This window comes from Arthrobacter sp. E1SS-5 (genome assembly GCF_057073715.1).
Genome location: NZ_CP172703.1, coordinates 4084410 through 4107308, shown reverse-complemented (window position 1 = coordinate 4107308; position 22899 = coordinate 4084410). Strand labels below are relative to the sequence as shown.

The following is a 22899-nucleotide window of genomic DNA, read 5'->3' as shown; positions in this document are numbered from 1 at the left end:
AGTTCCCATCCCGTTGTCAGGAAAGGTAATAAAGAGATGTCCCACGATCCGTATGCCGCACTTCCCCAGCTTCCTGAATTCTCCTTGTCCAGCACCGATATCCAGGACGGGGAGGCGCTCCCCGCGGCCCAAGCGAGTGGGAAAATGGGAGTCGACGGCGGAGAAGACCGGTCTCCGGCACTTGCCTGGGAGGGGTTCCCGCCGGAGACCAAAAGCTTTGCCGTGACGGTCCTGGACCCGGACGCTCCCACCGGCAGCGGGTTCTGGCACTGGGCAGCCTTCAACCTGCCTGCGTCCACCACCTCCCTTCCTTCGGGCGCGGCCGAGGCAGGCCTGCCCGCGCCGGCGCTGCAACTGATGAACGACGCCGGCTTTCGGGGCTTCGTCGGCGCTGCTCCTCCCGAGGGACACGGTCCGCACCACTACCACTTCGTGGTTCACGCGGTGGATGTGGAACAACTCGACATCCCTGCCGATGCGAGTCCCGCCTACCTCGGTTTCCAGCTCTTCAGTCACGCCATTGGACGGGCCAGGCTCACCGCCACATTCGAAATCCAGTAAGGGAAGATCCGGCCACCTTCTCTGGGACAGTAGGAGAAGGTGTTGCCAAAAAGACCCTCCCGCTGGAAGGGCCGACGACGGCGGCAAGGTGAGTGCCGCCGTCGTACCTTCCGCGTGGGCCACGGCGTACCGGTCAGAAACCCACGTTGTCCCTGCCCTTGAGGCCCAGCATCTGGCGGGCTTCATCGGGTGTTGCAATCTCAAAGTTGAGCGCTTCGAGAATGGTGCGGATGCGGGTGACCTGCTCGGCGTTTGACCGTGCCAGCTGGCCCGGGCCGATCCACAGGGAATCCTCCAGCCCCACCCGGACGTGGGAGCCCATTGCGGCGCCGATGGTGGCAAGCGGCATCTGGTTCTTGCCGGCACCAAGAATGGACCATTGGTAGTCGTCGCCGAGGAGCCGGTCCGCGGTGCGCCGCATGTGCATCAGGTCCTCAGGGTGAGCGCCGATGCCGCCGAGCAGGCCGAAGACGGACTGGACGAACAGTGGTCCCTTGGCCAGGCCGCGGGCGTGGAAGTGGGCCAGGTTGTTCAGGTGGGAGATGTCGTAGCACTCGAACTCGAAGCGCGTGCCGTTGGCATTGCCGATCTCCAGGATGGTTTCGATGTCCTGGAACGTGTTCTTGAAAACGAGGTCGCGGCTCTTCACCAGCCCTTCGCGTTCCCATTCGTGGGTGAAGTCCTTGAACCGGTCCAGCATCGGGTAGAGCCCGAAGTTCATGGACCCCATGTTCAGCGAGGCAAGCTCGGGCTTGAACAAGGCCGCGGGCTGCATGCGTTCTTCGACGGTCATGTGCGGCGATCCGCCGGTGGTGATGTTGATAACGGCGTCGGTGTTCCGCTTGAGCTTGTCCAGGATCGGCTCGAAATGCTCAGGATTCTGTGATGGGCGCCCGTCCCGCGGATCGCGGGCGTGCATGTGCACGATGGCAGCGCCCGCCTCAGCGGCGCCGATGGCCGCATCAGCGATTTCCTGGGGCGTGACGGGCAGGTGTTCGGACATGGAGGGGGTGTGGATGGCGCCGGTAACGGCGCTGGTGATGATGACCTTGCGTGTTGCTGCCATGGGACGTTTCCTTTCGGGGTCTTAGTAGAGTTTTTCGGTGTTTCCGTCGACGGCCAGGGCCTGGCCGTTGACGTTGCGCGCCATGTCGCTGGCGGCGAAGAGGGCCATGTTGGCGATGTCTTCAGCTTCAATCAGCCGGCCCAGCGACGACTGGTTGTGGTACAGGGCGGAGACGGTGTCCACGGGCTCGCCCAGCATGTCCGCCTTGGCGGCGATGACAGCGGCGATCCTTGGTCCGTTGACGGCACCCGGGCAGATGGCGTTGACCCGGATTCCCTCCGCCCCGAGCTCGATGGCGAGGGTCTTGGTCAACCCGATCACCGCCCACTTGGAAGCCGAGTAGGCGCTCCGCCCGGCCATGCCCAGGCGGCCGGCCGCCGACGAAAGGTTGATGATTGATGCCCCCGGTGCGGACCGCAGGAGTGGCAGGGCGTGCTTGATGCAGTAGAACTGTCCGTGGATGTTGACGTCGAACGTCGTTTTCCAGGCCGTGCTGTCCAGGGATTGGATGGGGCCGGTGGGTCCGGCGATACCTGCGTTGTTCACCAGGACATTGAGGCCGCCGAATTCGTCCTGGACCCGGGCCATGAGGTCCTGGACCTGAGATTCGTCCGCTACGTCGCTGACGGCCGCGTGGAAGCCCTCGGCACGCGCTTTGTCGACGGCGTCGGGGTCAATGTCCGTCACGAAGACGGTGGCCCCGTGGGCCTTGAACTTGGTGGCAATGGCCAGGCCGATGCCGTTCGCGCCGGCGGTAACCAGAACGCGTTTTGAACTGAAATCCATGGTGTTTCCTTTAGTGGTGGGTCAGTGGGCTGCCGGGGCGCCCTGGGGCTTTTCCGTGCCGCGCTTCAACATGAGGGACAGCAGTGCCCCGATGGCGCACATGCCGACGATGAACCAGAGGCCGGAAAGCTTTGACCCGGTCAGGTCCTGCATCAGCCCCATGATGTAGGGGCCAAGGAAGCCGCCGCAGAGGCCGATGGTGTTGACGAAGGCGATGCCGCCGGCGAGGGCCGCGCCGGTCAGGCGCGTGGCGGGGTAGGTGAAGAGGATTGGCTGGAGGGCGAAGAAGTTGAAGGCTGCGAGGCAGAAACCGATCATGCCGAGGACGGGACCGCCGATGGCGCCGAGGGCGAAGCCCGCCACGATGCCCGTCATGGTTCCGGTCACCAGCAGGCGTGAGCGGCGCCCGTCGGTGGCAAAGCGGGGAACCAGCAGCGCACCCGCAGCGGAGAAGATCCAGGGGATGGCGGTCAGCAGGCCGATTTGGAGCGGGTTGAGCTTGCCGTACGTGCCGATGATGGAGGGGAGGAAGTAGGACATGGCGTAGACGGCGATCTGGTGCGTGAAGTAGACGCCCACCACCAGGAGGATCTGCTTGTCCTTCAGTACGTCGCGCAGGCGGTGGTTGCCGGAGGCGGCAGCGCCGGCCTTTTCTTCGGCGGCGATCCGGGCTTCGAGGTCTTCGGCCTCGGCGGGGGTAAGGAAGCTGGCCTTGGTGGGACGGTCGGGAAGCTTCTTCCAGACAACCCAGGCAAGGACGCAGGCCGGCAGGCCTTCGATGATGAACATCCACTGCCAGCCGTGCAGTCCGGCGAAGCCGTCAAAGCTGGTCAGGAGCAGGCCGCCCAGCGGTGCGCCGACGATGTTGGCGATGGAGACGCCCAGCAGGAACATGCCGTTGGCCTTGGCCCTGTCCTTGACCACGAACCACTGGGTCAGGAAGTACATGACGCCGGGGAAGAGGCCTGCCTCGGCGATTCCGAGCAGCATGCGCATGATGTAGAACGACCATTCGCCCTGGACGAAGGCCATGGCCGCGGAGATCAGTCCCCAGGTGATCATGATCCGCATGATCCAGAAGCGGGCTCCCACCTTGTGCATGATCAGGTTCGAGGGGATCTCGGACAACGCGTAGGTGAGGAAGAACAGGCCCGCGCCAACTCCGTACGCGGTGGCGGAGATGCCCAGGTCGATTTCCAGCCGGTCCTTCGCCATCCCGATGTTGGTCCGGTCCAGGAAGGCCATGATGTAGGCGGCAATGAGCAGCGGCATGATCCGCCGGAGGATGACGCCGTTGATCTCCTGTGGCGTGCGCATCGTGGTCGATGTTGAGAGGGCTGTCATGGGTATTCGTCCTTGAATATCGGGCCGCCCGTTCCGGGCAGGACCACTTTGGGCGTGGGGGATCAAGGCATCAGCGATGAACGCTGATGCCGGGGAGCGAAGTCGGGTGGGGGCTAGGCGGGCTCTGCGTTACACCCGCAGGTCCTCCCTATGTGGATGCGGTGCGGACAAATCAAAGAGCTGTAGGTGTTGGACGGGGCTTCGATCCTGCGCAGCAGCATGGCGAATGCCTCCTGGGCCATCTCCTGCTGCGGCTGGACAATGCTCGTCAGGTTGATCAACCCGGAACGGCTGTGGGCCAGGCCGTCGCACCCCGCGACCGCCACGTCCTCGGGGATGCGGAGGCCTTGCGCAATCGCGTATTCCATGACGCCGATGGCGAGTTCGTCGCTGCCGCACACCACGGCCTGGGGCGGGTTGGGCGAGGAAAAGAGGCGTTCGGCTGCCAGCCGGCCGCCTTCGTTGTTGACGCGGGTGCTGATCTTCCACTCGCCGCTGATGGTGACGCCGGCGGCGGCTGCTGTGCGGACAAAGGCCTGTTCGCGGGTGAGGGAGGCGGTGGAGAAGCGCGGTCCCACCACGGTGGCGATGTCCCGGTAACCGTGGCTCAGCATGTGTTCCATCAGCAGGGTTGCCGCTGCGTCGTCATCAATGCCGACGAAGTCGCCTTGCAGGAAGTCCGCCCTTCGCGACAGGCAGACGTAAGGGATCCGCGCGGTCCGCAGGGTGCGTAAGGCGGTGGCGTCCTCCCGCAGGGCGGCGGCAAGGATAACGCCGTCCACGTTGCGGTTCGCGAGCGTGGCGGTGACCTGCGCCAGCGTTGCCGCATCGTCCTGCGTGGTGGCCACGAACACTTCGTATCCGGAGTCAGCGGCCGCGGAAATGATGCCCTGGGCCCACCGGGGATACATGGGGTTGATGATGTTGGGCAGGATCAGTCCCACGACGCGGGTCCGCAGCGGATCGGCGGACGACGATGACTTACGGGGCCTGAACCCGAGTTCGTTAGCGACGCCGATGATGTGGCGCCGGGTTTCGACCGACACACCACCCTTGCCGTTCAACGCATAGGACACCGTGGCAGGGGAGACACCGGCCGCGCGGGCAACGGCCGCGGCGGAAACCGTTGCGGGGCGGGGCCCGGAGGTTCTGCTGACTTTATTTCCGCTCACCAACCGCCCCCTCTCCATTGACGTGCATCCACGGTGTCCTTGTGACGTCAATTACAGTAGGAGCGCGCATTATCGTTAAGCAACGTTAAGTGCAGTGGGGTGCTTGTGCTGGAAGGTACGACGACGGCGGCGCGGTGAGTGCCGGCGTCGTACCTTCCGTGGGAGGTGCTGGGAGACCGTCAGCTGCCGGCGACCCGCTGGATGAACTCGACCGTCTCACGCTCCGTCTCGGCACGGGTGGTGGGCTCGTTGTGCACCTCGTGCCGGACGCCGGGGAAGACGCGGGTGCGGACGTCGGCGTGGCCCGAGTCGGCCAGGCGGTTGGCCACGTGGTAGGCGCCTTCGCCGTAGTTGGTGACGGGGTCCTGGTCGCCGGCGAGGATCAGGACGGGGAGGTCCGCGGGGAGCTGTTTGTACCAGTCGTCGGAGGTGACCTGGTCGTAAAGGTCCACGAAGCCCTGCAGGAAGCGTGCGCTGAGCGGTGCGCCGAAGTTGTTGAAGGGGTCCCGGCCGTGGTCAGTGACGACGTCCGCGTCCAGGGCAACCCAGGCGGTGGGCCCGGCGCCCTCGCCGAAGCGGCCCAGGAAGCCGTCGAACAACTGGGCCACCAGTTCCTGGGGTGCGGGCTCGGAGCCGCGCTCGCCGGTGGCAAGCCGCGCCAGTTCGGGCCGGTCGATCATCTTCTCGACGCCGCGCATCTGAGCGGCGATGCCGCAGAGGATCAGGCCGGACAGCTGCGTCCGCGGGTCCACGGCCATGCCGCGGGCGATCATGGAGCCCCAGCTGTGGCCGAACACCACGTAGGGGAGCTGGGGGAGCGCCTCTTTGGCCTTGGTCTGGAGGGTGACCTCGTCCTCGACCACCACGCTGGCGGCGTCCTCGCCGGCGTCGCCCCAGGTGCCCTGCTGCATCGCGGTGCGCCCGTGGCCGGAGTGGTCGCCCGCCACCACAATGAACCCCGCGTCCACCAGCGTGGAGATGAGGTGGAGATAGCGGCGGGAGTGCTCGCCGAGCCCGTGGATCAGCTGCACGATGGCCTTGGGCTGTCCGATGGGTTCGTAGACCCAGGCCTGGATGGTGTCGCGGCCGTTGGCGGACGTGAACTCGATTTCCTGCAGTGACATATTTTCCTCCCGTGCCGGCGCCGTCGCTGGCTTGAGGCGAGCCTAACGCCTTGGTGGACGGCTCCGTCAAGGCTGTCTTTCCATACGGCGCCGGGCCGTAGGACATGTTGGTTCATGCTCTGTCTGAGCGCCTAGTCTGAACACCAGCCACGTCCCCGGATCCTGGAGGAAGCCATGCCGCAGCCCGACCGTCCTTTGCGCAAGCTTGGCTTCCTCACGATTGGGCTGTTCGATCCTCTTGATCCGGCTGCTGGGCATGAGTCCACGCTGCAGATCATTGAGCTGGGGGAGCGGCTGGGGTTCGACAGCGCCTGGCTGCGCCATCGGCACCTGCAGTTCGGCATCTCATCGCCTGTGGCGGTGATGGCTGCAGCGAGCCAACGGACCTCGCGGATTGAGCTGGGTACTGCCGTGACGCCGCTGGGCTGGGAGAACCCGCTACGCCTGGCCGAGGACCTGGCCACCGTGGACCTGTTGGCCGGTGGGCGCATCAATCCCGGAGTGAGTGTGGGGGAGCCTATGCAGTACGACACGGTGAAGCATGAGCTGTATCCGGACACGGCGGATGTGGAGGACTTCAGCCACGCCCGGGTGGAACGGTTCGCGCGGCTGGTTGCCGGGGAGCCGGTACGGGAGTTTTCCGGCAAGCAGGGCGTAGTGGAGGAGTTCTCCAACCGGGTGGAACCTCATTCACCCGGTCTGCGGGACCGCCTCTGGTACGGGGCCGGCAGTACGAAGTCAGCGGTGTGGGCAGGTTCGAACGGCTTCAACCTGCTGTCCAGCAGCGTGATCTTCCCCGATAAGGACCAGGAGCCGAACTTCGCCTTGGTCCAGCAGTCGCAGATCCGGGCGTTCCGGGAGGTTGCTGATGCCGCTGGGCACGCCGGGGCACGGGTTTCGCAGGGCCTGGTAGTGATCCCGACTGACTCGGCGACTGCCGCCCAGCGGGAGAAGTACCAGCGATACGTGGACGAGCGCACTCCCCGCACGGCTGCTCCGCAGGGGCCACGGGGCATGATGTTCGCGGCTGATCTAATCGGCACCAGCGAGCAAATCGCGGAGCAGCTGTGCGCTCACGCCGGTTTCCAGGAGGTGGATGAGGTGGCGTTCGCGCTTCCCTTCAGCTTTGACCACGAGGACTACGTCCAGATCCTGACGGACATAGCGGGCAAGCTGGGGCCGGCTTTGGGCTGGAGCGCCGGAAAGAACGAGCGGTAAGGGGCGTAGCAAAGAGCTGGATGCTCAGGACCTCCAGCCAACGGATCGCCCAAATGCCGAAAATCCATCACGGGAGAGCTGTCAGAGTTGGATCTAAGACTGTTCGACGAATCTGTGGAAAAGGGTCGGTAGGAACCCTATTCTGACGCAAATTCGACCCGCCATCTGACGTCAGGTTGGGGTGTACTCCTCCCAAAGACATCTGCCACTGGGGTCGCGTTCTTGAGACCGGACTAGATAGCGCTTGTTCCTTTCGGCGGCACCTTCCATTCAATGGCTGCGTTCTGTCTCAGCATGCGGGGCGTGTCCCTATGCTTTTCGTCAGCGGCTTGGGGCGGTTTCTCCTCGTAGAGGGCGCCGTTTCTGAGCATTGAGTAGATGACGTCGCAGCAGCGCGGAGCGAGACAGATTACTGCGGCGTTGGGCTTCTTTCCCTGGTCCCGTTTCTTTGGTAGTAGGCCTTTGAGGCCGGATGGTGGCGGCTGGCAATCCATGTGGATCTGAACAGTGCGTTCTTGAGCTGCTTGTTGCCGGAGCCGGCGGGAAATTTACCGCGAATTGAGGTGCCGGACGTCGTGTCACCGGGGCTATTCCCGCATAGGCGGCGAGGTGTCCGGCGAAGGTGAAGGTGCCGGCATCGGCGATGGTCAGGAGTATCGTCGCTGCGGTCTTGATGCCTACTCCCGGCATGGACATCAAGATCTGGGAAAGAGGGAAGTCATCGAGGAGCTATTCGACTTCTTCGGCGACGATCGCTCGTTGGTGTTTGTGTTCTTTAGTTTGTGCTGCGAAGCGGGGGATGACCAGCTCGACGGCTTCGGCGCCGATGACGGAGACGCTTTGCTCGTCCAATGCCGCAAAGATCGCCTCGACCAGGTTCAGCGGATACTTCCGGCTGTAGTTTCGGGCCCAGCGCAGCACATTGGACCGCCGGCAGCTCGCAGCCCGATGGGGCCGGAGTACTTGATGAACAGCTCCAGGACCAGGGACCGGGTAAGCACTGTTCCTGGGAAGACACGCTCCAGGGCGGGGAAGATTTGCAGAATCTGAGACCGCAGACGGTTGATCGCTCTGGTGCATTCGTGAGTCAAGTCAGTGTCGAATCCGAAGAGGACCTTCAGCGCTGCGAGCACTTCGCTGTCTCGGTCTACTGCCCGCAGCGTGCGTGGCATGGCACGTGAGGTCTCAGCGATGATGAACGCATCCCGGGCGTCCGTTTTGGACTTCCGCGGTACAGGTCAGCCGCTTTGCGCGTCGCCAGGCCGGGCAGGTAGGCAACGGTGCAGCCGCAGTCCCCGGCCACGGCTATCGGCAGTGCGCCGATGGTGTTGGGTTCGTCCACGATCACCAGGACCCGGCCGTGCTGCTGCAAGCAAGTGAAAAGCTCGCGCAGCCGGGCCTCGTCTTGCGGCAACGCCTTACCGACTACCCGTTTACGACCGCGCTCAACGCGGCCGCGTGATGCTCGCATTTGCCAACATCAAGCCGCAGTAGACCTCGTATCCTTCGTTCATCCGGCGCTCCCTTGCACCACTTCTGGCCACAGTCACGACACCCGATGCTGGCACCCACGTTACAAAGAGACCTGGATCCTTCGGAAGGAGCCAGCCGTGTCCCTATCAGCAGTCAACGCGTGTCTCCGAACCTGGCGACAACACCCCCGGATCATCAGTGACAGGGCAAGAAAGTCATACCAGGTCCAGCGCCCAAATCCCCGGCCCTCGGGGACGCAATAAATGTAATGGGGGGTGAAGTTATTGCGTGAGTCGAACCCCGGGTGCTGTCAACGACTTGAGTAAGGATGCGGCCGACTGCTGAACTCAGACTCGGAGGCGAACATCCGAGCGGATAATAGCACGGCGACCGTACTTTCGGATTCAAACTTCCGTACAAATTCCGGATTCAAAACGTATGCAAGTCAGATTGTCGTCGTGGGATTCGCCCACTTAGATGGAACCTGCAAAGTGACGTGCACAACAGACTAAAACTGGCCTCAGCGTCGAGGCACCCGCAGGAATGGTGGCCGCACAGCAGCTCTACCGGCTCGCCCCCCAACCAAATCCAGGAGCATTCCCCATGTCTGAGATAAAAATGCATAAGGCTGAGATCGGCGTGGACCTTCCGCCGAGTAAAGATTCCCAACTAAAGGGAAGCATCGGCTTTGTAAACCTCATCTTCACTGTCTTGGCCTACAACGGCCCGATGGTGAACTTCCTCGGGTTCCTGCCCGTTGCGATCCTCCTGGGCAACGGCATCGGCACACCGGTGATGTTGCTCGTGTGTGGCGTTGTCGCTGCGCTCTTCGCCTCCGGTCTGGTCGCCATGGGGCTTCGCCTACCGAGACCAGGTGGCTACTACTCGTATGTTTCCGCCGGGTTGGGAAAGATCGCTGGTCTCGGTACAGGATTCACGGCCATAGTCTGCTATTTTGCAGCCAACATTGCCGGGTATGTCCTTGGTGGGATCGCCGCGGAGAACCTTGTACACAGCGCCCTCAATGGCCCAGACCTCCCATGGTGGCTGTACGGCAGCGTTATGTTTATCATCGTCTCGATCCTTGGCTATCTGAACATCGACTTCTCTGCGAAGATCCTTACAGTCTTCCTGGCGCTGGAGTTGCTCCTTATGGTCATGTACAACGTCTCCGTCATAACGCAGGGAGGCGCGGAGGGTATGGGTCTCGACAGCTTCAAACCAGAGAACATTTTCAGTGGTGACATCGGCATCGCCTTCATGTTCGGAATCGGCGTCTATGGCGGATTCGAGGCCACCATCATCTTCCGGGACGAAGTTAAGCGCCCTGAAAAAACTATTCCGCGCGCAACCTTCGCGGTTGTCGCAATCCTGGCCATCCTCTACTCACTCACGGCTTGGGTATTTATCAACGCCTATGGGCCGAACGCCATCATGGGCGTACTCACCGACAATGTCGTGGAGGCCTCCGGGGCAAGCGTTCAGCAGTTTACCGGCACCGCGGCCTACTACGCGGTTACTTCCCTTCTGATTACAAGCTGCTTCGCCCTTTCTCTGGCGAGCCACAACATCGTCTCCCGCTACCTGTTCAACCTGGGGGCTGATGGAGCGCTGTTCAAGTCATTGGCCCGTGTGCACGCCCGGCATGGTTCCCCGCATCGGTCTTCCGTCGTGCTCAGCGTAATGGTACTCGTCGGCATCGTCCTTTTCAGTGGAACCGACGGAGAGACGGCGTACGCACGCCTGGCAGGCATCTACTCGTTCGCATTCGCAATACTTATTGCATTCGCTGCCCTTGCCATCACTGTCTTCCTTTCCCGGGATAAGAAAGGTGGGCGAAAAGCGGTGTGGCCGGCCATTGGAAGCGGTGTCGCATTCGTATTTTTCACCACAGCGCTAGTGCTCTCCGGACTCAATTTCGGATTGCTCACCAGTACCGAAGGATGGTTCACCTGGGCGCTCTTGGGCTTGATCCTTGCCATCATCGCTACGGGAATGATCCTGGCCGCGGTCTACCGCAGCCGTCGACCCGAGGTATACGCCAGAATCGGCCGAGACGACGCTGGCGACCTGGTTCCCGGTACGGAAAGTTAATACGCTCTTTCTAAACCCGGTGTGATGACCGGGCAAAAGTGGCAGTGGCAGCTCGTCAATCGCCCTTCTCTTAGTTCACGCGCACTATCTGCGCGTGAACTAAGAGTCTCAACCGCGGTTAAGCGTCTTTGAAAAGAATCCCATCCCGACAGAGTTACGGGATGCATGCAATAAGGAGCTCACATGCACCTCTCCAAGTTCGTCGCCAGGGAAAGTTTCGGCGTTCGTATTGGATCGGACGGCAATCGCACCTCCGGAACGCTGGACGACCTGTTCCCCAACTGGGGCATGACAGAGCGGCTTGGCATCGTATTGAGCAAACCGTATGGGGCAATTGAGACGAGTCTCGCGTTGCTTGCCATGACGCCGTTGTTCTACGGACTGGTTCCAGAGCGTGCGACGACAAAGCCCCAGTATCCACCGATCATTCTCTTTCATGTCGGGCAGATGCACGGCAGCCACATCATGCTTGACGTGGTTCCCCATCGCTACGAGGTGCTTGTAGAGAACGACTCCTACTCCGTGCTCGCCGCCGTAAAGGACTATGGGATCACGCGGTTGATGGTCCCCGACGAACACGCGGAACGTGATCTTTCCTATGTCGAGCGAGCTCCACTGGGCTGGACAGATCTCCGTTACCTGAGGGAAAACTTGCGCTCGGTCTATGCGTATGGTCAGGAGAACGGCCTCGCTCATTCCTCGACCATTGAGATCACCTCGATTGATCCGCGTCTGGAGGACTCCGTGACCCAGGTTCTCAGGCCCGAGGAAAGCATAAAGGTGTTCACTGATGCGACTGAGGAATCGCTGGCTACGAAAATGATCGGTGAGACGAGCCTGGAAGATCTCGAAACGCTTACGCCTATCGTGGCCAAGCGAATGAATGAGGTCGGAACAGAAGAAAGGGCGCGGTTACTCGCTTCTCGAGCAGCGCGTCGAAATTCTCAGGGGAACATCACGCAGGCTTATCGGGAACTGAGTGTTGACGGCGGCCTCGCCCGGCTAGTTCCATAGCCTGCTTACATCCGTTCCGCTGCAGACGCGTCCTCCACACTGAATTGGGCGACTGCCAGGAGCAGCGGATCTGGTATGAACAGGAAATTTTGACAAAAATACTGCCCCTATCCGGGAGCAAGGGGCTCGAACCGAGGCACGCAGTCCCTCTTGCGGACTGAACCAGAGAAACTAAATTAACCGCGACTGTCGTGTGTCAAGAGATGGAGGAGCAGAAATTGGCGTTACCAAGGATAACCACGCCACTCAATATTGATGGTGATGTTCTTTTCCCCGGCAATAATGATTTTGATGCGGTCGCGGGGATTTGGGACGGCCGCCACTTGCAGCAGCGGCCGTCGGTGATCGCGCGCTGCACGAGCGCGGGAGACGTTCAGAAAGCCATTCGCTATGCACGCGAAAATGACCTTGAGATATCGGTCCGTGCCGGTGGCCACAATCCAAATGGGTATGCGACCAACGACGGCGGCATCGTTTTGGACCTCAGGCTGATGGATAGCATCGACATTGACACGGTCACGGGTAGAGCGCGCGTCGGTGGTGGGGTGATCGCTGGCGATCTCGTCCAAGAGGCAGCCAGACACGGTCTAGCGGCTGTAACGGGCATGCACCCCAAAGTCGGGTTCTGCGGCCTCGCGCTCAATGGAGGCGTCGGCTTCCTCACTCCGTTCTATGGTCTCGCCAGCGACAACATCGTGGGAGCGACTTTGGTGACGGCAACAGGCGAGCTGGTTCACTGCTCGGCGGATGAACGGCCCGAATTGTTCTGGGCAATCAGAGGTGCAGGCCCTAACTTTGGTGTCGTCACAGAGGTCGAGGTCGCTCTCCACGAGCTGCCCAGGCAGATGCTTGCCGGATTCATGACCTGGCAGCCAGCGGTCGATAAGCTGCCCAGCCTTCTGACGTCCATCCTCGATGCGCTCAACGCAATGGCAGATCATCTTTACCCCAGCGTTTTCATAAGCATGGACGAAAGCGGGGCCCCTGCTATTACAGTCTGCGTGGGTCACCTCGGAAAGCTCGATATCGCCGAACGGGACATCGAACGGCTTCGTGGCCTGGGTCGACCCGTGTCCGACTCCATTGCCATCCGCTCGTACGACGAGGTAGTCGCCCTTAACGCCGAGGTGGGTAGTTTCGAAGACGGAATGTTCAACCTTTGGATCGACCGGGAGATCGCCGTGTCAAACGGTCGTTTCGCTGAAGCCGTTGCGGCGAATCTCGATAAGTTCATCAGCGAGCCCTCGACCGGGAATTCTGTGAAACTGGAGATCGAAGGAAGGCCCTTCGGAAACCCGAAGGGAACGCCGGCCCGGCACCGCGATGCGATGGGCGTGCTGGCCGTCGCGGAATGGGACGGGACGAGCCACGGAGCTGCAAAGTACCCCGAGAGGGCACGAGAGCTGGACGCGGCCCTACTTCACGCCGGTGCCACGACTTCTAAATTCGGTCTCCTAAATAACAATTCAGAGGTCACACCAGAGATGGTCATCGAGGTCTATACCCCAGAAGTCTACCGCCGCCTCGCTGCAGTAAAACGCGAATACGACCCGGAAAACTGCTTCCACCGCAACTACAACGTAGACCCCCAGCGATTCTGACCCTCCCAAGACGCCGCGCTAACAAGCCCGGGTGGACTGCCAGACACTCATCTTGAACCACCAATTAGCCCGTTCAAGCGGAGGATCAACGACAGGTCGAAGCGGACCGGAGGCCGCTGACGGGACGATTCTCAAGCGAATTCGCTTGATGTTGTAATGGAACATTCCGCGGGCTTGTCCATTTCGCCAATGCTGCCGGGGGAGTGGAACTTTTCATTTGTTGTAAGTTGCGTTAGGTATCTGTAATGGCAGCTATTGGAGCCACCAGACAGGGGCAAGAATGAGTGCCACCAGGGTCATTCCTCGGCGCACAACTGCACGTGCTGAAGACTTCGCAGCCGTGCGCGGGGTCATCTATCCTGTTCTTGTTCCCCGGACTAGACGTTTGTGGTAGAAATTCAATCCTCAGGAGGAGGCGACGTGATAACCGTTGTCAGCACTATGCAGCTCGAGTCGAACGCAGAGCAAGAATGGGATCGGCTAATCCGAGAGCGCTTTAAATCAGCCCACAACAAGGAAGGCTGGATACACGGTCAGTTGCTCACTCCCGCTGACGCCCCCGGTACTCGCGTCATCATTGGCACCTGGAGAAGTCAAGCGGACTGGGAGGCTTGGCATGCGGATCCCGCCTTTCTCGCCTCGCGTACCAGGCTCGACGAACTACAGCATGCAGACCACGGGACCGCACTGTACGACGTAATAGAGGATGCCCAGGGTACCAACTAATTTTGGCCCAATGGCCTCCGTCGGACGTTTCTCTCCACTGGGCCCAGGGTTGTCCTCTTAGGGCTAGGGCTTGGGCCAGTGGAGAGTTTGAGGGGTCTGTCCTCGTTTGGTTTTGGTGAAATCGGCAGCCGACGTACCTAACCAACGTGCCGGTACGGTGGCTGCAACTGGTTGCCGACAAATTCGCGCTGCCCTGAAGGCGTACATCGTTTGCCGCCGTTCCTGGCGGACTGTCCTACCGAGGGCGACTGTGCGACCGGCGGGTCATGCATGCGGGTACGCTTGTGTGGTCGTGTCATCCGGTTGTGCCGTCAGTTTTGCTGACACTCTTGGGGCGAGGGAGTTGATGAACGTCGTACGAGTTCCGTGACGAATTCGTAGCGGCGAATCTCAACGTCCTCACCTTGAATTTTGCGCAACAGTAACTGAACCGCATGCCGGCCCATCTCGGCGTAGGGCTGCCGGATTGTGGTTAGTTGTGGATCGACCAGCATGGCAGCGCGCTCATCGTCAAACCCCACAATGGAGATGTCTTCGGGTACCTTCAACCCGCGGGCACGAAGGGTCCGCAGGGCGGCAGCTGCCATAGTATCCGCAGCACAGAACATAGCGTCAATTCTGATACCTTTCGACAGTTCTGATTCCAGCTCCCTCCAGTGCATGCGTGTTTCATTAAAGGGATCCATGCAGTCAATTATCAGCGACTCGTCGAAGGTAATTCCGGCCGAATCCAGTGCATCCCGGTACCCCAGAGTGCGGTGGTCAATGAACAGCCCGTCACCCCAAGTATCTGTCTCCATTTCCATGTTTGGACGCAGGAGCGCGATCGATCGTCTGCCGAGCGAAATCAAATACTCAACGGCAATTCGGGCGCCTTCCCGATTCTGCGCGGAAATGGTCGGAAACCGAACAGTGCGACTAGTATCGTCGATCGCAATAGCAGGCAGTGCTATGCGGTCACATGCTTCGCGCACGCCATCTTGATCCGGCACTCCAATAATGATCACACCGTCCGTCGGTACGTTGGCAAGTGCCCCCACAATCGCGGCGGCGCCGCCTTTAGTGCCGGCGACTGGATGCGCCATAAGGTAGTAGCCCTCTTCGGCGGCTGCTCGAAATGCAGCGCGAACGACCGGCTCCCACCATCCCCACCCTGCATCGGGCACGATGACACTGATAGCGCGGTACTCACCGCTGCGCAGCGCCCGCGCTGTGGCAGAGGGACGATACCCAAGATTGCGCGCCACAGCGCGAACGCGCTGGCGCGTGGTTTCGCTGACATCCGGATGGTCCCCGAGAGCCCTGGATACCGTAGCTACCCCAACCTCGGCCGCGCGCGAGACGTCCGCCAATGTCACCTTACGAAGCATTAAGTTCCTATCCCTAGAGCTTAAGTTGTGCTTTCGCTCGCACTGCAACAATCCGGTCCCTAGTATATCGGCAGCGTTTCCGGTAACGTTTCCGGTAGCGTTTCCAACTTCGTCCACTACTCTCAATGGTGAGGATCATTTATGTCAGTACCCACTAGCGCAACCGAGACGGGGGCTACCAACAACGTCCCGGAGCGTGTCGGTCCCCTCTTCATCGGAATCTACGTGCTCGCGTTGTTCGGCATCTGGATGTCGATCAACTTGCCCGCTTCCGTCACGCTCGCGTTGCGTATCGACGAACTAGACCCGGATGGCAAGGCCACCAGCTACTCGATGGCTGCGGGGATCGGCACGCTGACCGCGTTGATCGCGAATCCCCTTTTCGGTCGGCTCAGCGACCGGACGCGGAGCAGGTTTGGCCGTAGACGGCCGTGGATAGTGGTGGGTCTGGCCGGCACGATCGCCGGGGCTGCCGTCATCGGGTTCAGCAACTCAATGCCACTGCTGCTGCTCGGCTGGATCATCATGCAGGCCTTCGTGAACGCGTCGATTGCAGCATCTTTGGCCATTGTCGCTGACCGCATCCCCGAGAAGCAGCAGGGTTTCGTTGGGGCACTGTCTGGTATGGCCGCTTCTGCGGCATTACTCGTGGGCGTGTTCTTTGTACAGTGGTTCCCGTCAAACGTGCTGGCCCAGTTCGGTCTGCCCGTCGCGGTCGCAGTGGTGTTCTGTGGGCTGCTGCTCGTGCTGTTGCGCGACGACAGGCCGGCAGGCGATGACATCGCTCCTTTCGGCTTCCGTGAGTTTTTGGGCAGCTTCTACGTCAATCCGCGCAAGTGCCCTGACTTCAGTGCCTTTCTCGTGGCGATGTTCCTTGTCACGTGCGCTTGGGGGGTTGTGTCGACCTATACTGTCTATCTCCTCCAAGACCGCATTGCAGTACCGGAAGATGAACTGCCAGGGGTCATCACCTTGGCCTACGTCATTCCCGGCATCCTTGCCGTGATCTTCGCTCCGATCGCCGGGTGGCTCAACGACCGCACCGGCCGCCGCAAGCTGGTCCTGGGGGCCACGGCTGTAATCATGGCCGCCGGAACCATCCAGATCGCATTCGCAGACGGTGTCCTGCCGTTCCTTATCGGCGTAAGCATTGTCAGCGGCATCGCCGGCGGAATGCTCTACGGCGGATACATCGGCTTCGCTGTGGCGACCATGAACGACCCCAACACAGCGGCACGCGACCTCGGGGTCACCAACATCGCATTCACCCTGCCATTCTCGGTAATGCCATTCATCGCGCCGCTGCTGCTCGGCGTCGGCGGGGGAACCCCAAACTACCCGCTGTTGCTGGCCGTGGGGGCCGTGCTCACTTTGCTCGGCATCGTTCCTCTTTTCTTCATTCGATCGACTCGCTGAACGGAAACCGTTGTGAACGATTATCTGGACCCTGCCCTGCCCGCCGAACGCCGGGCAGAAGATCTGCTGGCGCGCATGACAGTCGCTGAGAAGGCGGCGCTGATGTTTCACCCTTCTACGAGCCCCGGCAGCGGTGGCCTTACGGACAGCGAGGCCCTCGCCGCTGCCGAACTGAACGTCGGCCGTTCGGGCATCACCCACTTCAACGTCCTCGGCGGGGAAGACAGCATCTCTGTTGCTGCGTGGCACAACACGCTGCAGGAGATCGCGGAAAGTACACGCCTTGGTGTCCCTGTGACCCTGTCAACTGACCCCCGCCATGGCTTCCGCAGCAATCCGTTCACCGGTCAGGCGCTCGGCAGTCTGTCGCGCTGGCCAGAGACGACCGGAATCGCTGCAATTGGCGATATCGATTCGGTCCGAAGCTACGCCGACACCATGCGCCAGGAACTGCTGGCCATGGGAGTCCGAGTTCTCCTAGGACCGATGGCCGACATCTTCAGCGATCCGCGCTGGTCCCGCGGCTCAGGTACCTTCGGCGAAAATCCTGAACGCGTGGCCGAACTCACCGTAGCGTTCATCGAGGCTCTCAGAGGAGGCCCCCACCTTGGCCCCGAATCGGTGGCTGCAGTCGTCAAACACTTTCCCGGCGCCGGGCCTCAGTTAAGAGGCGACGACGCGCACGATCCCCGCTATCCAGAACAGGTGTACCCGGGCGGTATGCAGGAACTGCACATGGATCCGTTCCGCCGCGCCTTCGCAGCAGGAACGACACAGGTCATGACCTACTACGGCAAACCTGTCGGAACATCCTGGGATGAAGTCGGGTTCGCGTTCAACGCTCCGGTCGTACGCGACATCCTGCGACGGGAACTCCGCTTCGACGGTATCGTCGTAACCGACTGGAACCTGCTTGAGGCAGAGCAGATCGGCGACGTGACGTTCGGTCCAAACGGCTGGGGACTGGAACACCTCGAACCCAAGGAACGCGCCGCCATCGCAATAGACGTCGGGATCGACCAGTTCGGAGGCGACCGCAATCCCCTTCTGATCGAGGAACTCGTGGACTCAGGGCGCATCACAGAAGAACGCATCGACCAGTCCGCGCGTCGGCTCCTGCGCGAGAAATTCCGGCTCGGCACTTTCGAACACCGCCGGGTTGACGTGGAGACCACTCGCAGAGTGTGCGGCTCCCCGGTCTTCCTCGAACGGGGAGTAGCTGCTCAACGAGACTCCCTTGTGCTGATCTCCGCAGAGGAGGGGGCCCTACCTCTTGCGGGAGGAACCCGCGTGTATCTCGACGGCCTGACAGCCCAAGATCTTGCTGACGAGCTGGTTATCACCGACGACATCACGGCCTCCGACGCGATTGTGGTCAGGCTTGATGCACCCTTCGAACCCGGCCGCGGCTCCCTCGGCGACTTCTTCCACGGCGGGACCCTCGAGTTCCCCCAGGAAACCGTCGACCGCATCCGCGCCTACGCCACGCACGCCCCGGTGTACCTCTCGGTATACCTCGAACGCCCGGCAGTGCTCACACAATTCATCGGAGCCACGGCAGCAATAGTCGGTGATTTCGGCTGCAGTGACAAGGTCTTGCTCGATGCTCTCACCGGACGGGCCCCATTCAAGGGAACCCTCCCCTTCGACTTGCCCTCCTCCATGACCGATGTCGAGGCCTCACGGGAAGACGTCCCCTTCGACATGGCCGTTCCGCTCTTCCGCGCCGGCTCCGGACTAAAGCTCGAGGCGGGCCCAAAAATCCCGTCAGCCGCCGACGCTTCTCCTGACACCTTCAACACGCGCTAAACGTTTACCACAGCACAGCCCCGCGAAGGGCATCACGCAAGTGAGGTCGGTGGGTTGCCCTGCCCGCCGGCCTCACAAGGACGATTAGGAACTGCGGTGCCGAATGCGCTGACCAACCCATCCACAGGCCAAAACGAAGATTCAAGGTCTCCTGGGATGCTCGAGGTGACAGTCGCCGGAGGCGACGCGGAAAGGGAACGAACGGTAGACGCCGCCATCGAACTGGTAACTCAGGCCGCACGGCGCAACGACATGGGGATCATGGTCACTGATATCGGGATGGGTCAGTACGTTGTACGGGCACATCCAGCAGTGCCTGTCGACTTCGTGCGCCGACAGGAGACCAGATTTACGGAGGGATAGCCACCCCAATAGCTGCCTGCCCACTGGTCAGAACGAAGGGAAGATGAGTATTGTGTGCCTGATGCCGGAACACACAGGCCTTGTTCGCCCGGTGTCCCGGCATCAGCACCCATAACATGTCAGCGGCGGGGTGTGAAGGGGTTCCTGGACCCCCAGAACGAAAAATATGATTCGCGCGTCTAAAGACGCCCTGACCGCGCTGGACTAACGTGGACCCGTCGCTGGTTGGAAGGACGCCTTCCTGAGTTGAAGCGATGCGGATCAAGAACCTTCTTGTGACTACAGGTTCATCAAGAACGCCCTGCAGGAGGGCCGAAGGAGGATTACATGAGTTCGAACGATACGAAGACAGCTGCCCCGTTCCCACCCCAGGCTCAGGAGGTCTTTCTTCCTCGCGGGGGCACAGACCCGGATTTTTACATGCCCGCTGAGTGGGGCCGGGGAGAACGGAGTTGGATGAAACGGATACATAAACGATTGAGGCTCCTCATCGGCTTGTCCACGTAGCCGCCGGGCTTAATCAAGGCCCCGATCCGCCTCACCTTCTCCAGGTCATCCCTGCGGGGCCATCAAAATGGGGTGTGCCGTACCGGACCCTATGACCACTGGATGATACTGACGCACGTGTCATGGAGCCGATAAATCTTCAGCAAAATCTGCCGGTCCTGTGAATAGGGCTCTGTCAGACGGAACCACCGATTCACCCGGAACCGCCGAGGCATTGACCTGGCCTTACAACTTCTGGCCGAACGTGGCGGATCGCCATTCGACACCACTGCCGCTCTGGTCCGGTCTGCTCTAGCATGCTGGGCAGAACCGCAACGGTCCGGTCTGGTCTTTCCTTGTTCGACTGGTTGCCCCGGAATAGGGCCACCGTTGCAGGACACTGCCTGCTCCGGACGTCTTCGTGACCAACTCCGGCGGCGCTTGTCGGCCGGTAAGGATCAGGGCAGGACACCCACTGCTGTACACCTTGTGATGAACTACCGCACGCGATTCCGGCATGACGAGACCTCGACCGCAGAGAAGATGGGCCCGAACGTTGTGTGCTATGCCGGGTAAACGGTGATGGCCGTAGCCTTGATGACGAAGTAGACGGTTATCCCGGGCATGAGCCCGAGGTCTGCCGAAGCGGCCGGGGTGATGTCTGCCATCAGGCCTCCGGCGTGGACACGGATATGATCGCCGTGGGGTTCCAGATCCGTGATTCGGACGGCGAACGAGTTCCGTGGGCTACCGTGATCAGCAGTCGGGAAGACCGCAACCGCGATCGGTGAAAAGAGTGCAACGCCGTCCTGGCCGACGACTGCTCCGTCTTGGGGATGTGCGTTGATGTCAAGCCCGCAATTGGACGTGAGCCCTTGGCCTGTGATAGTTCCGGAGAGCAGGTTCAAGCCCGCCAGTCCGGCAGCAAATTTGCCGCGGGGTTTCTTCAGGATCTCCCGGGGTGAGCCTTCCTCGGTGATCCGCCCGTCTTCGATGACGATGGCGCGGTCGGCGAGCATCAGCGCGTCCAGGACATCGTGCGTGATGATGATGGTGCGGCGCGTAGCGAGGATCCGCTTGAGAAGGCGGCGCAGCATGGGGGCGGCATGAATGTCGAGGGCCGCCATGGGTTCGTCGAGGAGCAGTAGTTCGGGCTCCGTTGCAAGCGCGCGCGCTAAGGCAACGCGTTGAGCCTGACCGCCGGAAAGCTGGCCTGGCCGCCGGTTGGCGAACTCCACCGCTTCTACTTCCGCGAGCCAGAGTCGAGCCGTCTGAAGCGCACTGGCCCGATCCGCGCCGGCAGCCCGCGGACCGAAGGCTACGTTCTCCAACACGCTCATGTGCGGAAACAGCAGCGGTTCCTGTGCGAGCAGCGCGGTTCCCCGCATGTGCGGCGGCAGGAAGTTGTTCCTGCCGTCGCCAATTTCGAACAGCATCTTCTGTTTTAGCGCCGCGTTCCCGCTATCCGGGCGGATGAGCCCTGCGATGATTGCCAGCATCGTCGACTTGCCGGCACCGTTTGGACCCAGCACGGCTACTGTTTCTGTGCCTCCGAAAGTGAAGGAGACGTCGAAGTTGCGCGCGTGCAGGGCGGCATCGAGTTTGAAGGTCATCTTGATTCCGCATCCGCTGCCAGCGCCGCCGAATTCCGGAAGGAAAGTGAGACGACCGCGACCGCCACCGCCACAAGTACCAGGGAAAGGGCGACGGCAGCGTCGGCGTCGCTTTCACGCTGAAGGTAGATCTCCAGTGGCAGGGTGCGGGTGACACCTTGGAGGCTCCCGGCGAAGGTCAGAGTGGCGCCAAATTCGCCCAGGCATCGCGCGAAGGACAGCACGGCGCCGGAGGCAAGACCGGGCAGGACCAGCGGGAGAGTGACCCGGCGCAGCACCGTGCTCGGGCGGGCACCAAGCGTCGCTGCGACGGCTTCATACTTGGTGCCGGCGGTACGGAGAGCTCCGTCGAGACTGACCACCAGAAACGGCAACGCCACGAATGTCTGGGCGAGGACGACGGCGGTGGTGGAGAACGTGATTTGGATCCCAGCCAGTTGCATGCTCTTCCCGAGGAGTCCCTGACGGCCAAACGTATAGAGCAACGCGATGCCGCCGACCACGGGCGGCAGGACGAGGGGTAGCAACACAAACGCCCGCAGCAGGTGCTGGCCCGGGAAGCTGGAGCGGGCCAGAAGGAGGGCCAACGGCACCCCGAAGACGACACACAACACCGTGCTGGCCGCAGCCGTCCGCAGGCTGAGGCCAAGCGCCGTGAGCGAGGATTCCGATGTGATGAGCGGGATGAAGTGCGCCCAGTTGACCCTGAACACCATTGCGGCAAGCGGCAGCAGGACAAACAGGCCTCCTGCTGCTGCAAGGGCGAAAACCCACGGAGGGAGCCCTGTGTAACCGGTGTTTTGTCGATTTGTCCTGCTGCCCGACCAGGCCTTCTTACGGGGCACCAAAACCGGCGTCACCGAGGACCTTCCTGCCTTCGCTTCCCGTAACCATGCCGATGAACGCGTTGGCCAGATCCTTGTTCGCGCTTGTTCCTACCGCAGCGATCGGATAAGTGTTCACAGCCTGGTCGGACCCGCTGAAAGCGATGCCCTTGACCCTGCCACCGGCGGTCTTGACATCGGTGACGTAGACAAGGCCAGCGTCGGCTTCCCCGGAGGTGATCTTGCCCAGGACGTCTGTGACGGAGGATTCCTCGCTGACAGGCTTCAGGGTTGTTCCCGTAGCCTTTTCCACCTTCCCCGTGGCGGAGCCGCAAGGAACCTGCGGCGCGCAGACAACTACTTTGGTGCCCGGCTTCGCTAGATCTGCGAAGGAAGAAATCGACGCCGGGTTTACTGATGGAACCGCGATCGTCAGGACGTTCGTGGCGAAGTTGGTCGGCGTTCCGTTGATAAGCCCGGCAGCGGAAAGTTCAGCCATGTTCTTGACATCGGCGGAGGCGAAAACATCGGCCGGAGCGCCTTGGGTAATCTGCGAGACCAGGGCCGAGGATCCGGCGAAGTTCAGCGTAACCTTAGTGCCCGGGTTTGCTGCCTCGAACTTGGAGGCGATCTCGGTGAAGGGAGACTTTAAGGACGCGGCGGCGTAAACGGTCACCGAGCCTGTGATCGTTGGGGGAGTGCCGGTACCTGGGCCCGGGGCTTTGTCATCGGCGGAGTTAGCGCAGCCAGCCAGTCCTGCTGCAACGACCCATGGGGTCAGCAGCAGGCTGATGCGCACGCGAAAAATGTTCATGTGATGGTCCTTCTCAGGGCTCGGC

At 61.5% G+C, this 22899-nt stretch carries 18 protein-coding genes and 2 pseudogenes; 8 read left to right on the top strand and 12 right to left on the bottom strand.

Going from position 1 to position 22899, the window contains the following annotated elements:
• Positions 1-36 precede the first annotated feature (36 nt).
• Positions 37-561: a YbhB/YbcL family Raf kinase inhibitor-like protein gene (locus ACIGJD_RS19150; protein ID WP_483687511.1), complete on the top strand. Its 525-nt coding sequence runs from the start codon at positions 37-39 to the stop codon at positions 559-561.
• A gap of 133 nt (positions 562-694) precedes the next feature.
• Here ACIGJD_RS19150 and kce read toward each other — a convergent pair whose 3' ends face one another.
• The 5 genes from kce to ACIGJD_RS19125 all read right to left on the bottom strand — a co-directional run bounded on the left by kce (position 695) and on the right by ACIGJD_RS19125 (position 6053).
• Complete coding sequence (gene kce / locus ACIGJD_RS19145; RefSeq protein WP_142132304.1) at positions 695-1627, bottom strand: 3,5-dioxohexanoate:acetyl-CoA acetone transferase; 933 nt, start codon at positions 1625-1627, stop codon at positions 695-697.
• A gap of 21 nt (positions 1628-1648) precedes the next feature.
• Positions 1649-2413, bottom strand: a complete 765-nt coding sequence (locus ACIGJD_RS19140) for an SDR family oxidoreductase (RefSeq protein WP_483687510.1) — start codon at positions 2411-2413, stop codon at positions 1649-1651.
• 21 nt (positions 2414-2434) lie between these two features.
• Entirely contained in the window at positions 2435-3757 is a 1323-nt protein-coding gene (locus ACIGJD_RS19135) for an MFS transporter (protein WP_483687509.1), read from the bottom strand.
• A 113-nt stretch (positions 3758-3870) separates the two neighbouring features.
• Positions 3871-4929, bottom strand: coding sequence for a LacI family DNA-binding transcriptional regulator (locus ACIGJD_RS19130; protein WP_483687508.1), 1059 nt, complete (start codon positions 4927-4929; stop codon positions 3871-3873).
• Positions 4930-5108: 179 nt separating this feature from the next.
• The gene (locus tag ACIGJD_RS19125) at positions 5109-6053 is read right to left on the bottom strand and encodes an alpha/beta fold hydrolase (protein ID WP_483687507.1); all 945 of its coding nucleotides are present in this window, start codon (positions 6051-6053) and stop codon (positions 5109-5111) included.
• A 174-nt stretch (positions 6054-6227) separates the two neighbouring features.
• On the opposite strand from ACIGJD_RS19125, the gene ACIGJD_RS19120 reads away from it, so the two are divergent.
• Entirely contained in the window at positions 6228-7271 is a 1044-nt protein-coding gene (locus ACIGJD_RS19120) for an LLM class flavin-dependent oxidoreductase (RefSeq protein ID WP_483687506.1), read from the top strand.
• Positions 7272-7680: 409 nt separating this feature from the next.
• On the opposite strand, the pseudogene ACIGJD_RS19115 reads toward ACIGJD_RS19120, so the two are convergent.
• From ACIGJD_RS19115 to ACIGJD_RS19105, 3 genes and pseudogenes are all read right to left on the bottom strand, one after another.
• Positions 7681-7961: pseudogene (locus tag ACIGJD_RS19115) on the bottom strand (IS110 family transposase).
• A 39-nt stretch (positions 7962-8000) separates the two neighbouring features.
• Positions 8001-8192, bottom strand: a complete 192-nt coding sequence (locus tag ACIGJD_RS19110) for a hypothetical protein (RefSeq protein WP_483689565.1) — start codon at positions 8190-8192, stop codon at positions 8001-8003.
• Positions 8150-8742 (bottom strand): annotated as a pseudogene (locus ACIGJD_RS19105) (IS110 family transposase). Before ACIGJD_RS19105 ends, ACIGJD_RS19110 begins: the two are co-directional and overlap by 43 nt.
• 605 nt (positions 8743-9347) lie before the next feature.
• Between ACIGJD_RS19105 and ACIGJD_RS19100 the strand changes: the two are divergent.
• The 4 genes from ACIGJD_RS19100 (at position 9348) to ACIGJD_RS19085 (ending at position 14179) form a co-directional block, all read left to right on the top strand.
• Positions 9348-10838: an APC family permease gene (locus tag ACIGJD_RS19100; RefSeq protein ID WP_159629951.1), complete on the top strand. Its 1491-nt coding sequence runs from the start codon at positions 9348-9350 to the stop codon at positions 10836-10838.
• A 183-nt stretch (positions 10839-11021) separates the two neighbouring features.
• The gene (locus tag ACIGJD_RS19095; RefSeq protein ID WP_159629953.1) at positions 11022-11852 is read left to right on the top strand and encodes a hypothetical protein; all 831 of its coding nucleotides are present in this window, start codon (positions 11022-11024) and stop codon (positions 11850-11852) included.
• Between the two features lie 203 nt (positions 11853-12055).
• A complete protein-coding gene (locus ACIGJD_RS19090) occupies positions 12056-13453 on the top strand; it encodes an FAD-binding oxidoreductase (protein ID WP_159629955.1) in 1398 nt (465 codons plus the stop codon).
• Between the two features lie 441 nt (positions 13454-13894).
• Positions 13895-14179: an antibiotic biosynthesis monooxygenase gene (locus tag ACIGJD_RS19085; protein WP_236560956.1), complete on the top strand. Its 285-nt coding sequence runs from the start codon at positions 13895-13897 to the stop codon at positions 14177-14179.
• Between the two features lie 311 nt (positions 14180-14490).
• On the opposite strand, the gene ACIGJD_RS19080 is transcribed toward ACIGJD_RS19085, so the two are convergent.
• Positions 14491-15537, bottom strand: coding sequence for a LacI family DNA-binding transcriptional regulator (locus ACIGJD_RS19080; RefSeq protein WP_483687505.1), 1047 nt, complete (start codon positions 15535-15537; stop codon positions 14491-14493).
• Between the two features lie 153 nt (positions 15538-15690).
• Between ACIGJD_RS19080 and ACIGJD_RS19075 the strand changes: the two genes are divergently transcribed.
• Both ACIGJD_RS19075 and ACIGJD_RS19070 read left to right on the top strand, forming a co-directional pair.
• On the top strand, positions 15691-16965 hold the full coding sequence (locus ACIGJD_RS19075) for an MFS transporter (RefSeq protein WP_483687504.1): 1275 nt from the start codon (positions 15691-15693) through the stop codon (positions 16963-16965).
• A gap of 12 nt (positions 16966-16977) precedes the next feature.
• Positions 16978-18774, top strand: coding sequence for a glycoside hydrolase family 3 protein (locus ACIGJD_RS19070; protein WP_159629963.1), 1797 nt, complete (start codon positions 16978-16980; stop codon positions 18772-18774).
• Between the two features lie 1412 nt (positions 18775-20186).
• Here the strand turns inward: ACIGJD_RS19070 and ACIGJD_RS19065 are convergent.
• Genes ACIGJD_RS19065 through modA form a run of 3 tightly spaced genes read right to left on the bottom strand, consistent with a single transcriptional unit; the run spans position 20187 to position 22874 of the window.
• The gene (locus tag ACIGJD_RS19065; protein ID WP_159629965.1) at positions 20187-21236 is read right to left on the bottom strand and encodes a sulfate/molybdate ABC transporter ATP-binding protein; all 1050 of its coding nucleotides are present in this window, start codon (positions 21234-21236) and stop codon (positions 20187-20189) included.
• Positions 21233-22096, bottom strand: coding sequence for an ABC transporter permease (locus ACIGJD_RS19060; protein ID WP_159629967.1), 864 nt, complete (start codon positions 22094-22096; stop codon positions 21233-21235). Before ACIGJD_RS19060 ends, ACIGJD_RS19065 begins: the two co-directional genes overlap by 4 nt.
• The gene (gene modA, locus ACIGJD_RS19055; RefSeq protein WP_159629969.1) at positions 22071-22874 is read right to left on the bottom strand and encodes a molybdate ABC transporter substrate-binding protein; all 804 of its coding nucleotides are present in this window, start codon (positions 22872-22874) and stop codon (positions 22071-22073) included. Before modA ends, ACIGJD_RS19060 begins: the two co-directional genes overlap by 26 nt.
• Between the last annotated feature and the right edge of the window lie 25 nt (positions 22875-22899).